The organism is Tepidibacillus sp. HK-1, assembly GCF_001748485.2.
Classification (GTDB): domain Bacteria; phylum Bacillota; class Bacilli; order Tepidibacillales; family Tepidibacillaceae; genus Tepidibacillus_B; species Tepidibacillus_B infernus.
In genome coordinates this window covers 1-14,567 of the sequence record NZ_BDGM02000034.1, presented here as the reverse complement: position 1 = coordinate 14,567, position 14,567 = coordinate 1, and the positions used below count along the sequence as shown (strand labels likewise).

At 37.1% G+C, this 14,567-nt stretch carries 12 protein-coding genes; 2 read left to right on the top strand and 10 right to left on the bottom strand.

What is annotated here, in order from left to right:
- The 5 genes from BEN26_RS13150 to BEN26_RS13130 all read right to left on the bottom strand — a co-directional run.
- The coding region (locus BEN26_RS13150; protein WP_181482175.1) for a helix-turn-helix domain-containing protein at positions 1–240 on the bottom strand (240 nt) is incomplete at its 3' end.
- A 309-nt stretch (positions 241–549) separates the two neighbouring features.
- On the bottom strand, positions 550–2,169 hold the full coding sequence (locus tag BEN26_RS13145; RefSeq protein ID WP_069798638.1) for a stalk domain-containing protein: 1,620 nt from the start codon (positions 2,167–2,169) through the stop codon (positions 550–552).
- Between the two features lie 243 nt (positions 2,170–2,412).
- A complete protein-coding gene (nrfD, locus tag BEN26_RS13140; RefSeq protein WP_068725021.1) occupies positions 2,413–3,318 on the bottom strand; it encodes an NrfD/PsrC family molybdoenzyme membrane anchor subunit in 906 nt (301 codons plus the stop codon).
- 5 nt (positions 3,319–3,323) lie between these two features.
- Complete coding sequence (locus BEN26_RS13135) at positions 3,324–3,863, bottom strand: 4Fe-4S dicluster domain-containing protein (RefSeq protein WP_068725024.1); 540 nt, start codon at positions 3,861–3,863, stop codon at positions 3,324–3,326.
- Complete coding sequence (locus BEN26_RS13130) at positions 3,864–6,038, bottom strand: molybdopterin-containing oxidoreductase family protein (RefSeq protein ID WP_069798640.1); 2,175 nt, start codon at positions 6,036–6,038, stop codon at positions 3,864–3,866. It abuts the gene before it with no gap.
- Positions 6,039–6,364: 326 nt separating this feature from the next.
- Between BEN26_RS13130 and BEN26_RS13125 the strand changes: the two genes are divergently transcribed.
- On the top strand, positions 6,365–7,249 hold the full coding sequence (locus BEN26_RS13125) for a LysR family transcriptional regulator (RefSeq protein ID WP_069798642.1): 885 nt from the start codon (positions 6,365–6,367) through the stop codon (positions 7,247–7,249).
- Between the two features lie 30 nt (positions 7,250–7,279).
- On the opposite strand, the gene BEN26_RS13120 is transcribed toward BEN26_RS13125, so the two are convergent.
- The 5 genes from BEN26_RS13120 to BEN26_RS13100 form a co-directional block, all read right to left on the bottom strand.
- Positions 7,280–8,485: an MFS transporter gene (locus BEN26_RS13120; RefSeq protein WP_068725031.1), complete on the bottom strand. Its 1,206-nt coding sequence runs from the start codon at positions 8,483–8,485 to the stop codon at positions 7,280–7,282.
- A 162-nt stretch (positions 8,486–8,647) separates the two neighbouring features.
- The gene (locus BEN26_RS13115) at positions 8,648–8,893 is read right to left on the bottom strand and encodes a YlbG family protein (protein ID WP_069798644.1); all 246 of its coding nucleotides are present in this window, start codon (positions 8,891–8,893) and stop codon (positions 8,648–8,650) included.
- 83 nt (positions 8,894–8,976) lie between these two features.
- Positions 8,977–9,417 (bottom strand): YlbF/YmcA family competence regulator, encoded by a 441-nt coding sequence (locus BEN26_RS13110; RefSeq protein ID WP_069798646.1) that lies wholly within the window; start codon positions 9,415–9,417, stop codon positions 8,977–8,979.
- Between the two features lie 62 nt (positions 9,418–9,479).
- Complete coding sequence (locus BEN26_RS13105) at positions 9,480–11,108, bottom strand: helicase-associated domain-containing protein (protein WP_069798648.1); 1,629 nt, start codon at positions 11,106–11,108, stop codon at positions 9,480–9,482.
- A 17-nt stretch (positions 11,109–11,125) separates the two neighbouring features.
- The gene (locus BEN26_RS13100) at positions 11,126–12,802 is read right to left on the bottom strand and encodes a DNA repair helicase XPB (protein ID WP_069798650.1); all 1,677 of its coding nucleotides are present in this window, start codon (positions 12,800–12,802) and stop codon (positions 11,126–11,128) included.
- Positions 12,803–12,930: 128 nt separating this feature from the next.
- Here BEN26_RS13100 and BEN26_RS13095 point away from each other — a divergent pair, with 128 nt between their 5' ends.
- Positions 12,931–14,334 carry a hypothetical protein gene (locus BEN26_RS13095; RefSeq protein WP_069798652.1) on the top strand — a complete coding sequence of 468 codons (1,404 nt, stop codon included), beginning with the start codon at positions 12,931–12,933 and terminating at the stop codon, positions 14,332–14,334.
- Positions 14,335–14,567: the final 233 nt, after the last annotated feature.

The window sequence follows — 14,567 nt, the reverse complement described above, 5'->3', positions numbered from 1 at the left end:
GTTTGCCAACGCAAGGCTATCGACTTCTTTGAGCCATGCAAACTCCTTTTTGTACTTGGCAGGAGTCGGGAATTTTTGCTTTTTCAAGGCTTCTTTGTCGTCCTTGAACTTCTCATATGTTTCCTTTCGTTCAGCCAACATTTTATTGTAGACGAAACGAACGCAACCGAAGGTTTTCGCAAGAAATTGCTCTTGTTCTTGTGTTGGGTACAGACGGAACTTATATGCTTTGTTTGCCATATCGAATCACCTCACTTCAATGGGCGCACCACCCGTTGTGAGTAAGCAAAAGCTTCTCAATATCGTGATTCCATTCTACTAAGGAAATATTGTAATTTTCACCCAGTCTAATTTCATTGATATATCAGCCTTTCATTTATATAAGACTAATTATATCATAGCAAAAAAAGACAACTTTAGGCTACGCCTAACCGAAATTCATCTCCCACTTTCACTGGTGCTGGCACACCTTCACGTTTAGAAGTGGGAGACTTCTTTCGGAGGGAAATTAAAAAAGGGACAACTTTAACGTTTCTTTTGTAGTTGACTTTATGGCTTGATGGTGACTTGCTGTTTTTCATCATCCCAATCTACATAAGCCCCTAATTGTTCACTGATAAACCGAATGGGAACATAACTCCTTCCATCTTTTGTAATTGCTCCTTGGTCTAATAATAAGGTTTTTCCATTCACTTTAACCTGCAAGGTATTGATTGGCAATTCAATGGTAAGATTGCCCTTTTGATAAAAAACTGTTTTTGTTTGCTCATTCCAATCTACTTTTGCCCCCAAACTATTGCCTAAAACCTTAAACGGGACCATGGTTCGGTTATTTTGAACATAGGGAATGGCATCTATCGGATATTGAGCATTATCGACTTGAACAAAGCGTTCTCCTAGTCGAAAATGAATTTCCTCCATCTGATCTGAAAATGGGGGATAATTTACTTGTTGATGTAGGGTATCCTTTCCTTTTCCAGCAATCTTTTCTGTTTGAAACGTCCAAGTTTGGTCATAGGACTTTACTAACTGATTTTGCTTGACTTCCAATATGACACTCACCTTATATTTTTTATCTAATGCCAAAGGTGATTTTGGAATGAGAATCACTTCATTTTGTAAATGTTCATCATTACCTCCTGTGTTTTTTGGCGAATTCACATAGATGGGGACCTCATGATTTTCCTCATCCAATATTATTGCTGACTTTAACCTTACGTTTTCGACTTGACTGCCATATACCCCTATCATAATTGGATAACCTACTTTTTTCGGAGCATTAGAATAAAAGCGCAACGGATTTGGGGTTTCATAATTATTCCATGCAATGGGTACATCCTTTTGGTTTTGTCCTGGATAAGCGACCCAAGTTAAACTTGACTTAATTTGACCACCAAAATTTATCACATGAAAGTAACCCGCTTTTCCATAACCGTAGTATTGGTAAGATGGATTAAGAAATGGAATACGATGGTAAGGGGCATCAAAAAGCCCATCAATCGCCTCTTGAATCGATGGATTACTTTGATAACTTATATCTTCAGACGTATCTCCATAAAATCCGTAATAAGAAGCACGATCTGCAACTGTCTCACCAAAGAATCCAGAAGTCCCTTCCTTTTGATAGTGGCCAAAAACATTTAGTCTGTCCTGATATTCAGCATGCTTTTGTGCAGCCATATTTAGTGAACGATCCCATTCATATAAGGGAATCCCTAGAATATAACGATAATCATTAGCCAAATTAATCGCAGATAATTGTTCTTGGTTTGGCAAAGGTAAAGAACTTAAGCTTGCTTTTGAAACGGTGAAGGTCCATGTTTTTTCGATTGTGTTAGCCCAACCTTTTAAATGAATGGTTGCCTTTACTGTGTTACTCCCTGTTAATGGTTTTGACGGCTTGGCATAAAAGGTGTGACGTTCTTCATCATAAGTTACTGGAATCGCTGCTCCATTTAGGGTGAACTCTACTTTTTCCAGCTGATTATCACCGAGAAAAATCGTCCAACCTATTTCTGGTTGGTTAATACCAATTGTTCCCTGAGGATATGGAGGATAGTAGGTAACTTGATCTGCTGCTTGAGTCGAGAGCGGGGTACTTATGACTACCAAGAGAAATATGATTTGTGCAAGAAAGATTGGAATCCATTTCTTTTGTTTTTTCATCATTGCTAGTTCTCCTCTTCTGTATTTTTTATCCTATTATATTATACGAAACTTATTGCTATTAGTTTTGTCAAGCACTATACATAAAAAAAAGGTTTGTATACCATCGCGCTCCGTCATCCGTGCCCTTCTATGAATAAAGATTACGGAAAGAAGGGCACTACTGAAGATCACAGCTTATGGAATATACAAACCTTAAATGACAAATAGAAGAAAGTTATACTTTCTTACCGTCACGATATAAAGCTAAAACAAGGATATCGTCAAGGCAGCGGCTAATACGATATAACGTAGGATAAAGCCACCGATGAGTACAAAGCCTTCTGTGATTAAAGCCGGTAATAAGCTAGGTCCTGTTAACGATGATGCTGCAGAAACTTGTAAGTTTTGAGGCTTTGTTGAAGCATGGAAGTGGAATAGTTCAACTCCTTCGATCACCATTGGAACCAATAATCCAATGGTGATAATCCCTAACCAAAACATAAGAGCATACTCTCCAACGATTAAAGCCTGAACAGATTGATAAGCGGCTTCATTAGCTGCACTTGTTACATAAAGCATGAAGAAGATTAGAATCAACTCCAAACCCATCAAAGAAAAGTGAGTTTTCTTTAACCATTGCATGTTGTAACACGCTTTACGATCAGCTAATGTCGCAAACAACACGGTAGCAGCGATTCCCGTTGAGAATGCGGAAACCATAAATAAAACAGGTAAAACAGAAGTATTCCACAATGGAACCGCTTTAACTACACCAATCAGTAATCCTGTATAACCGGCTGTTCCAATCGCAAATAAAACGCCAAGTCGTTCAATCCAAACATTCACTTGTTTCTTCAAATAGACCATCAAAGCTTGATAAGCTGTAATCAGCAAAAAGACTGAAATGATATAGGTACCATTGGTCATCATCGAATTAGGAAAATTGACTAATAGGTAGATAAATCTCAATGGATGGTGTAAACCTGCTTCGGCATCAAAAACAAGCAACAATAGTCCTATCGCTAATAGAATTGGCGCTAAAATATATCCTGTCTTTTGAATCGTTGTAGCAAAAGGAAACTTCCTACTCACGATATGAGAGGTAAGATAAGCGCCCGCACTTACCCCTGCTAAGAATAGGTACCATGCAATCATCATTCCCCAAACCATATGGATCACCTCACATAATAGATTTTTGGTTTTGTTCCTAAATCTTCTCTTAATGGTTTTGCTTTTCTTGCAATAATTTCTTTTGAGATTTCACTATTAGGATCATCAAGATCGCCAAAGATTCTCGCATTTCCAACACAGGTGTTGACGCAAATCGGTTGATTGCCTGCTGCCACTTCTTCTGCACAGAAACGACACTTCTCCACTACACCTGTTTCATGATTGGGGACTCTTGCTTGATAAGGGCAGGAAACGACGCAATATTTACAACCAATACATTTATTCTCATCGACTAATACGATGCCATCTTTGGTTTGATAAGTTGCTCCTGTAGGACAATTATGCATACATGGCGGATTTTCACAATGCTGGCATTGAACAGGAACAGCATAGAAAGAGACGTTAGGATAGACCCCTTCCTCTTGTTCATAAAACTTGATGAATGCTTCTTCTGGTGGTAATCCGTTTTGCATTTGGCAGGCCACTCGGCAACCAAAACACTCGACGCATTTTGTTGTATCAATTAACATTCCATAGCGAGTCATTTAGATTCCCACCTTTCTAATTTTTACGATATTTTCATGAATCATTGGAGTTCCACCAATTGGATCCATATGAAAAGGAAGGTGATCCAAGTAGCTAAAACCAACACCATTTGCATAGGTTAGATATGTTGAGAAGTTCCCATATCCCGATGGAACGAAAACGCATTCTGGATGAAGCCGATCCGTCACTTTAATTCTAATTTTACTTGTTGTAAGCTCAGAAATGACCTCCACTAAATCTCCATCTTTTAAGCCCATTTGGTTAGCCCGACTTCGATTGATCCAAAGACGTTCTGAGTTATAATCTTTTGTAATTTGTATTAGATAGGGAATGTTCGCTGTAAAAACATGAGAATGATAACTTTGTTTACCTGTGATTAGGCGGAAAGAGTCCGTATCAGGTTTCACCAATGTTTCCATCCATTTTACAACAGGAGAAAAACCTGCTTTCTTGAAACTTTCATTATAAAATTCTACTTTTCCAGATGTAGTTTTGAGTTTAGGTACAACCCCTATTTCAACAGGATCATCGATAATAATCGTTCCTTTTTTCTTTAATTCTGATAAGGAAATTCCTAAAGGAGCAATCATCGCTTGATTTAATTGATCTACAGAGAAATTAAAGTAATCACCTAAGCCCATTTCCTTTGCGATTTCTGTAAAAATGCGATCGGCAGGTACTGTTTTTGCATGAACCTTTTCAATTACTTTCTGACGTATAGAGATTGCTGGTTTAACGCCAGGAGTAACTTCAATCACGTCATCTCGTTCTAAATAAGTCGGTTCTGGTAGGACATAATCAGCAATTGAGGCGGTTTCAGACATTTGAATATCAATAACCACCATTAATTCTAAATTTTTCAATCCTTCAGTCATATATTTAGGGTTTGCATAATTACGAACAGGATTAGTCTGAATAATCAGCGCTGCTTTTACGATGCCCTCTTTTGCTTTTTGAGGGATGATAGAAGCAACGCCAGTATGATGTGAAACTAATGGGTATTCTGCATCTACCCTTGGAATCGTTGCTTCAGGTGGTTCTGGATGGATGGACTCATCCAATTTGCCTAACTTAGGAGTTTTTCCAAAGATATAGCCACCTTTTTGTTGAATATTCCCTAATAAGGCATTAAATAAAGCAACCGCACGACCTGTCTCAGCACTATTCGCATATGTAGAACCAAAAGCGCCACGCCAAGATTGCTCAATCATTGCTTTCGGCTTGACCTTTGCCATATCCCTTGCAATTCGAATAATGGTCTCTTTTGGTATTCCTGTTATTTTCTCTGCCCATTTTGGTGTATATTCCATGATCGTGTTTTTATATTCTTCAAAACCAATCGAATAGTTTGAAATAAAATCCTTATCATAAAGTTCTTCTGTTACTAATACATTAGACATAGCCAGTACCAATGCCAAATCCGTACCTGGGCGAATGGCCAACCATTCATCGGCAAGTGGTCCCGTATTATTCAAGCGAGGATCAACAATGACAACGTGAGCGCCGCTTTCTTTTGCCTTAACCAGTGCCTGTACAGAAGCAGGTCTTACTCCGTCACCATAACTCCGGCCAATAAACATAATATATTTCGAATTTGCTACATCGCCACCTGGTACTCCTCCAATGGTATGAATAAATCCTGTATCTCGAGCATTAGAGCATACCGTTTCATGGCCAAAATAATTAGATGAACCTACTGCATTTAAAAAACGGTGGCCGTAAAACTTCCCCGTTGGTCGTGGGTCATTGATGAATACAAAAGACCCTGGGCCATTTTTTTCAATAATTTGTTTTAATTTTGTTCCAATCTCTTTGTAAGCCTGTTCCCAAGTAATCGGTTCAAATTTGCCTTCTGCTATTTTTTTCATCGGTTGTGTTAAACGATCAGGTGAATAAGGAATGCTAGCCAGCCCATGACCTCTTGCACAAATTTTCCCTTTTCCAAAAGGATGGTCAGGTTGACCAGATACTTTCCATACTATACCATTTTTTACATGAACAAGCATCCCGCATTTACTTGAGCATGCATTACAAAAGGATGGTGTGATCGTTATATTTTCTTTTTCATTTGCATAAAGGGTTTGCCAGCTTTGAAATTCAATAGCCCCCAATGAGGCTAAGGCTGTTGTTGCAGCAGAGGCTTTTAAGAATGTTCTCCGCGATACTTGTAACATAAGTTCCCCTCCTTGTGTTTTGAAGATTTAGATAAGTTGTGAAGATTTTTTGAAAATGATGAATAATTCTTGAAAATTTGTGAAGAATTGAACATAAAATTGTAAAAAAATAAAATCCCACTCCCCTTCTATTCTTTATTTATAGAAAAATCATGTATGAAATTATGAATTGCTCACTTTAATTGTATGTTTAAATCCCTTATTAGTGGAAATTAAACATTTTAATACCCCCTATAACAAAATCTTAGAATATGCTAAAATAATATTAAATTCTGACTTGTTAGAATATATTGTCTAGCTTTTATGTTAAAAATGGGGGGTATTCTATGCAAATATCTAATCTGGAAGTATTTCTACTGGTTGCCCAATTGAAGAGCTTATCAAAAGCTTCAAAATTGTTACATCTTTCACAACCAGCAGTCAGTAACAAAATTCATTTGTTGGAAGAAGAACTTAATACCTCTTTATTTGAGCGTTCTCCTTATGGTGTTTCATTGACAGAAGAAGGTCAAACCGTTTTTCAATATGCACAAGAAATCCTTCATACCTACCATCAAATGGTCGAAACGATTCATCCTACTAAACAACCTAATAAGGAAAAACTGATGATTGGTACAGAATCAATGATTGGCAGTTATTTCCTTCCTTGTAAAATATGGAGCTTTATGGATAAGTATCCCATAGTCGAAATGAAAATTATCACCTACGATCGTGCCAATCTATTTAAAGAACTTGAGGAGCATTCCATTGATGTTGCACTTGTTGAAGGTGCTATTCCTTCAGATTCTCCTTTTCATTCCCAGATCATTTCTACCGAACCAGTTTATTTAGCCGTTCCTAACCAAAAAAAATGGCAAAACATTGACGTTTTACCATTACATGAGCTATATGAAATTGAAATGATCTTACCTGATGAAAATACAGGTTTCCGACAAACTGTTGAAAAGGCACTTATCCAACAAGGAATTCAAATGAATAAGCTACATATTATCGGCGAGACAAATAATGTAGGGACGATGAAATCATTAGTTGAATCAGGAAAGGGAGTTTCCTTTATGTGTGATACCCTAAAAAATATGAGCCATTCCTTGGAACATATCAAATTACTTAAGGTTGAATCATTAAATATTAAAATTGACTATTATCTAGTCTACTCCTCTGAAAATACAAATCCAGTCTTAAAACCCTTTATAGAAGAATTATTTTTATGAAATGATAGACTTAGGCAAGTAAGATATCTACTACGAATTAGCTAATGATTTTATCTTTTTATTCAATGCCCATTGCGCCCAGATTCCATTAAGCAATAACAAAAGTGCAGTTACAAAAAAGACTCCATTTAACCCTATATACCCCGCTAGAAAACCGCCTGAAATTGGTCCAATCATATTCCCAAGAAAAGTTGCACTATTGCTATATCCAAAGGCAGTACTTTCCATCCCTTTTGGTGCGAAACGATGGGTTAACGAATTGACAGATGGTAGTAAACCACCTATTGTTAGCCCAAGTAAGAACCTCCAAATAATTAATTGCCAAATATTTGTAGAAAATCCTTGAGGAATGAAAAGTAGAGCTGCACCGATAATAGAATAAATCAGAACCTTCTGGTGCCCGATCTTATCACCTAACACCCCTAATCTTGGGGCAGCTATCATCTCAGCAAAACCAGCCGTAGCAGCAACCAATCCTGCGAAAAACGAGACTTTTCCACCAGGTGGTTCTAATTTCTGAACAAATAGCGATAAGATTGGATTCACATTTAATACCGCAAACTGAATCATAAAGGCAACTACAAATAGTTGAATCAATGGTTGGGTTGCTACAATTAACTTGAAATCACTAACAAAACTACCTGTTTCTTGTTTTTCTCTTGGAGTAAATTCCTCTTTAACCAAAAACATGACAATAAATGTTGCGATTAAAATAAACAAGCCAGTATAAAAGAAAACATGCCGATAACCAATATAATCAGCCAAAATCCCACCTAAAAATGGACCTATAATCGAACCAGCAACAGCTCCAGAACGCAATGTTCCCATAGCATATCCTACTTTTTCCTTAGGAGAATTCGTGGCAACTAAGGCGATTGCAGCAGGGTTAAATCCTGCAATTACTCCATTTAGTAAACGTAAAAATAACAAATGATAGACATTTGTAGCTAACCCCATGAGAGAAATAACAATAGCCATTCCAAATCCTGAACGAAGAATCATAATTTTACGCCCATATTTATCAGCTAATCTTCCCCATAACGGTGAAAAAAGAAATGCAGTTAAAAAATTGGCCCCAAATATCAACCCTGCCCATAATGCTACTTGACTTTCGGATTCAATCCCCATTTCTTGATGAATAAACAACGGTAAGAACGGCATAATGGAGCTCATTGCTGCCATCAATAAAAAAACCGCCCCCCAAAGGATATATAAATTTCTCCGCCATAACTCCATATGTTGTCCCTTCTCTCTCTGAATCTAATCTTCTTTATTATATATTTCGTAAAACGAAATTTAAAGACAGTGAAATGGTTTTTTAAGAAAAAAAATATCTTATTCCCTTTTATCCTAAAAAAGGAAACAAGATATCATCTCGTCTTTTAATCCAATATTTCATTATTCCATTACCGTTTTGGAAGAGTAATCCGTTTTAATCTCAGTTCGATACGAACGTTCTACCTTTTTCACAAACGATAATTTTTGCAAATATGCCATTGTTTTATCCATGTCTTTTTCATTCACATATAAAATACAATAGTTCATTCTTTTAGAAATAAAATGGATATGTCCAATTCTTTCTAAATTTCTTGCTGCTTTAAAATCATTTATCCATACAATGAGTCCAACTCTTTTTGGAAACATGTCATCGTCTCCTTTGAAAACGTATAACAAAACTTAAAGACATACTACCATTTCTTTAACATTGATGCAAGAATTAAAAAAAGTTAAATCGCACAGACACCACTTAATCCACAAGAACTGCAGCTTCCAGTACTACAAGAACCACCTAACAATGCATCACCATTTCTAGGTACTTTGATCGATTTTGAAATAGAATGAGCAATCGTTCGAGATATGAGGTAAAACAATTGATCTAGGTTCTCTTCAGCTTTTTTAAACTGCTTTACTGTTTCAAGTTGGTCAAGCTCAGTTAATACCTGATCGATTCTTTGTTTTACTTCATGGTAGCTTGGATGAAAGCGGCCAAAGCGTTGAACCTCTGCAAAACTTTCTTTTTCTTTTTGAAGTTTTTTCTTCAGCGCAATCACTTCTGGATCTTTTTCTAATGCTTGTTTATATTGAAGATACTCCATCACTTCTTTTGACCGATTAATCATATCTGCCAAATCATAAGTTTGGAGAATCACATCGGTATCTAAATTCATATCAATCCCTCCATCCTTATTATAACATGAGATGATGGTTTGCACTATGAAAGGATGACTAACTATATATGGAATGGAAAGGAGGGAAATACATTTTCGATTCGATAATCCTTGTTTCTTAACACTTCAAAAGGAGTCTCCTCTTCTTCTTCTATCTCTTGACCCATCAATACCCTATCCTCAGTCCATATCTGTTTATTTGGATTAAATCCAGCCTGTTGAAGGTTCTGTAAAAGAAAGTCAAATCGTTCTCTTTTGATGATTAAATGGGTTGGCGAAATCTCGCCAATGATCCATTCTTTAAAGCGTTGTTGCGACTTTAAAGTATTTGCGATTTCTTCAGATTGGCATACCATGATTCGAACGTCTAAAAATGAAATGGTTCCATAATTTTTGCCCCAATCAAGGAGAGTTTGTTTGAAATGGTCCCCAATCGGGATCATACTCAACCTTTCCAAGAAAGCTAAAATGTCTTCAATTGACTTTTGTTTTTCTAATCCTTTTAAAATCGAATCTTTTGTTAAACGATAGCGGTTCATTTGGTCTATTTGTTCCAAAACAGCAAATTGCTCTAATTGAGCTCTTAATCGATAAGGAAAATTTTTGGGCACTAAAAGTTCATAATTGGGTTGCACATAGATTTGAGCTAATTCCTCTTTTTCTTTAGGAAGCCATTTAAATAGCCAGTTTCCATCTGTATCTTTTCCTAATTCAATCCAACCAAAAGCATATAATGGTTTTAATATTTCTTGTTCTGCTCGAATAACAAACTCCTCACTTACAGGTCGGTTTAAACGTTTAGCTAACCTATGAAAAATCGACGTGAAAGAATACCAGCGTCCTTCTGGAAAATGAAAAAGCATAAAAAATAAATGCTGTAGAAAGATATCGCTTGATTTAAACTGCATCCGAATCAGTTGTTCCAACAATCCTCTTCTTTCCCCTTGAGTCAATGTAAACCATTTTTCTATTTTATCTGTCCCAACTAATTGATCTGTTTTTTCGATCAAATCCATCGTTTCTGCAATTACTAATAAAAGCTGTAAAAAAACAGGGTATTCATAGAGATCATCTCGATTCATTGGAAATTTGCTTAACAAAGTTTCATCCATCCCAAAGTGTTGTGACAGCTTGGCCAAATGGCGTTTATGTACCGTTCCTCTTTGCGTGAGTGGAACCGATTCTGTTTGGATATAAGTTAAAAATTGAAAAAGATCTTCTTCCAAATCTCCTTTTGGACTAGGCTCTAAAGTATAAGGGGTTTGCTCTTCGGATTGTTGATCAAAGTTTTGAAAAAATAAAAATCGGTGCCATTGCAAAAAAAGCTGTTCGGGGATCGTATAGGCCACTTCTCCCCAGGATTTTCTTATGGTGTATAGAATTCCTTTTCTACGTAATTTGATTAATCCATATTCGAACTCATTTCTAGTTAATGTTCCTCTTAATTTATCTAATTTTCGATAAGGAAAGATTTGGTTAGGAATCTGAACGATAAAATAGCTTAAGACCTCTTTTTCTAAATTCGTCATTTTTTCAAAGATTTCTCTTAATGCATCAGAATTTGAAAAAAGCTCAATCAATTGTTCGACCATTTGATTAGGTTGATTGCTATTAACTTTGATTTGATGTTCTTCAATGATTTTTTTTAATGTGGAAGGTGACAATTGTTCAAGATAAGATCTTAGCTGCATAAAATCTTCCCCCTCACTTATAGCAAATCATGCTCTTCAATTTTATATTGATACCCCTGTTCAATTAAAAAGAGTTGCCGTTTCATCGCATATTCCTGATCGATGGTTTGATCGCTAACCAATGTATAGAAATAGGCTTGATTCCCTTCCTGTTTTGGTCTTAAGATTCTACCTAGACGTTGAGCCTCTTCTTGCCTTGAACCAAAGGTACCTGAGACTTGAATCGCAACTTTTGCATCAGGAAGATCAATAGCAAAATTTGCTACCTTAGAAACGACTAAAATTTTGATCTCTCCATTTTTAAAACGCTGATAGATGACTTCCCGTTCATCCTGCTTAACTTTACCCGTAATAAAAGGAACCTGTAATTCTCTAGCAATATTCTCTAATTGATCAAGATATTGTCCGATGATGAGAATGGAATCGCCTTGATGTTTGTTTAAAATTTTCTTTAACCCTTCTATTTTTAAAGGATTAGTGGAAGCAATTCGATACCTTTGTCTTTTTGGTGCTATAAGATATTCTTCTTTCCATTCCTTGGACAAGGGTAAACGAATCTCTGTACAAAGGGCTTCTGCGATCCATCCTTCGTTTTCCATTTGTAACCATGGAACATCATATTTCTTAGGGCCTATGAGAGAAAAGACTTCCTCTTCCTTCTGATCTTCTCGAACCAGTGTAGCTGTCAACCCTACTCTTCTTTTGGCCTGAATATTTGCGGTAAACCGAAAAACAGGAGCAGGTAAGAGATGTACCTCATCGTAAATAATCAAACCCCAATTTCTTTGTTGAAATAACCCCATATGTGTAAATTCACTCTGACCTGAGGAACGGTGCGTTAGGATTTGATAAGTGGCCACTGTAACCGGCTTTACTTCCTTTAGATTCCCACTATACTCCCCCACTTGTTCTTCCGTAAGACTTGTTTTATCTAAAATCTCACGTATCCATTGCCGAACCGAAGTGGTATTTGTCGTCAAAATTAAGGTTTCACTTTTAATTTCGGCCATGATTCCTATACCAATAATGGTTTTCCCTGAACCACAGGGTAATACTAAAACCCCACTGCCTCCATAAATCGATCCACTTGCATAAAACGAATCAATCGCCTGCTTCTGATACTCTCGTAATTGAAATGGTCTTCCTGACAGCGTCTGTGGTAATAAAGCAATAGGCAAATGCTCTCCTTGCTGATATCCCGCTAAATCCTGAACGGGATAACCTAATTTGATCAGCTCTTGCTTCAATACACCTCTAGCAGACTCATCTATCACAACAGTAAAATGATCGATTTCCTCTAAAAAGTAGTTTTTTAAAGAACGGTAAGCCATGATTTCCTTTAAAATTTCAGGATCTTTCGTCTTGCATACCAATCTCCCATTTATTTTTTCAAAAGAGAGCAATCCAAAACGGCTGATATATTCTCGTATCTCCGTTTCGATGTGGGAAGGAACCTGGAATTTGCTATATTGATGTAAACTTTCTAAGATTTGCTCAGCTGTAATACCACTTGCCGCTGCATTCCATAAAGATAGCGGCGTCATCCGATAAGTATGAATGTATTCTGGACTTTTCACGAGTTCGGCAAACAGTGTAATTTTTTCCCTGACTTGATCATACATCGGATTTTGAACTTCTACAAACATCGAACGATCACTTTGGATAATGAGTGGTCTTTCAGGATGGATGCTCAATTTTTCCACCTCGCTTTAACACCTATTCTTTTAGCTTGAATCAAAAGGACATATTCTATGTATCACACCAATCTTTCTCCCACTGCATATGGTATGAGTAAGGCGATTGCCTAGTAAGGAGGGTAATTATGGAAATACAATTATTAGCGATTCATTGGGTCTATCTCCTCTTTATCCTATTGATCATCGGTGTGATGATTATGAAAAAGGATACGACGTTAGTCAGTATCTTAGGCATTTTTATCATCGGATTGCTTGTTACAAAATCCTTGCCTGATTCAGTTCAATCCGTATTTAATGGTTTGATTTTTGCGATCAAAGAACTACTAAGTACCATCTTAATTATTAGTATAATTGTAGCGATGAGTAAAGTCCTAACTACTTCGGGTATCAATGAATTGATGATTCGCCCTGTTACCCATTTAATTAAAACACCATCGATCGCTTATTGGGTGATTGGTATTGTGATGATGATCATCTCTTGGTTTTTTTGGCCTTCCCCTGCTGTTGCTCTCATTGGTGCAGTTTTACTTCCAGTAGCCATAAGAGTGGGGTTGCCTGCATTAGGTGTTGCCATGGCGATGAACCTGTTTGGTCATGGGATCTCTTTATCGGGTGATTTTATTATTCAAGGCGCCCCAGCCATTACGGCAGGAGCAGCAGGAATTCCTGTAGGAGAAGTTGTTTCAGCTAGTGTCCCTCTAGTCATTGTGATGGGACTTGTAACAACTGTAACTGCTTTCTATTTTTTAAGAAGAGATTTAAAAAAAGGGACTTTACATGTACACTCCTCACAGCTCGTTGAATTAGAAGAACCTAAGAAAACAATTGAATTATCGCCAAAAATTCGTAGATTGAAAAAAACCTTTTCCATTTTAATCCCCATTCTTTTTTTACTTGATGTGATCGGTATGTTTATGCTTGACCTTACTGGTGGTGATGCGACAGCCTTAGTTGGAGGAACAGCGATTACGATCTTGATCGTGACAAGTCTACTCTTTCATAAAAAGGAACGAATGTCAAAAATAACGGAATACTTAGTTGAGGGTTTTCAATTTGGTTTTAAAGTCTTTGGCCCTGTTATCCCTATCGCCGCATTCTTCTATCTAGGAGATTCAGGGATTCTTAGTATTTTGGGAGAACATGCTCTGCCTGAAGGTTCACAAGGGATTGTAAACGATTTAGGAGTGGCACTTGCTAGTGTAGTCCCATTAACAAAAGAGATTGCGGCGATTACTTTAACCATTGTTGGTTCGATCACTGGTTTAGATGGATCTGGTTTTTCTGGCATTTCCTTAGCAGGATCAGTTGCACAATTGTTTGGTTCAGCTGTAGATGTCAGCACAGCTACTTTAACTGCTCTTGGTCAAATTGCTGGGATCTGGGTTGGTGGTGGAACGCTGATACCATGGGCATTAATCCCTGCAGCTGCCATTACTGGGGTTGACCCCTTCGAATTAGCACGACGAAACCTAGTTCCAGTCGTAATTGGTTTAGTGGTCACCACTATTTTTGCTATGTTTTTGTTGTGATCAGAAAAACCTCACACCATTTTATGGTAATGATACCATAATAGGTGTGAGGTTTTTCTTTTTAAGAATTTAAATGAATGAATTTAAATTGGGGATTGTTTTAAACTGGACTTGAGTCAATATCTTGGACACAAAAAAGTTAAGTTTTTTGTAAGTCACTTGTCGGCGGTTTTGAGTATCTCCGTTTTGCCTCTAATCCGACAAGGTCTTGCTCTGCCATGTATCTCAGCTGA

Coding starts and splice junctions, on each gene's coding strand:
- BEN26_RS13145 (WP_069798638.1), bottom strand. CDS start 2,169: ATGATGAAAAAACAAAAGAAATGGATTCCAATCTTTCTTGCACAAATC.
- nrfD (WP_068725021.1), bottom strand. CDS start 3,318: ATGGTTTGGGGAATGATGATTGCATGGTACCTATTCTTAGCAGGGGTA.
- BEN26_RS13135 (WP_068725024.1), bottom strand. CDS start 3,863: ATGACTCGCTATGGAATGTTAATTGATACAACAAAATGCGTCGAGTGT.
- BEN26_RS13130 (WP_069798640.1), bottom strand. CDS start 6,038: ATGTTACAAGTATCGCGGAGAACATTCTTAAAAGCCTCTGCTGCAACA.
- BEN26_RS13125 (WP_069798642.1), top strand. CDS start 6,365: ATGCAAATATCTAATCTGGAAGTATTTCTACTGGTTGCCCAATTGAAG.
- BEN26_RS13120 (WP_068725031.1), bottom strand. CDS start 8,485: ATGGAGTTATGGCGGAGAAATTTATATATCCTTTGGGGGGCGGTTTTT.
- BEN26_RS13115 (WP_069798644.1), bottom strand. CDS start 8,893: ATGTTTCCAAAAAGAGTTGGACTCATTGTATGGATAAATGATTTTAAA.
- BEN26_RS13110 (WP_069798646.1), bottom strand. CDS start 9,417: ATGAATTTAGATACCGATGTGATTCTCCAAACTTATGATTTGGCAGAT.
- BEN26_RS13105 (WP_069798648.1), bottom strand. CDS start 11,108: ATGCAGCTAAGATCTTATCTTGAACAATTGTCACCTTCCACATTAAAA.
- BEN26_RS13095 (WP_069798652.1), top strand. CDS start 12,931: ATGGAAATACAATTATTAGCGATTCATTGGGTCTATCTCCTCTTTATC.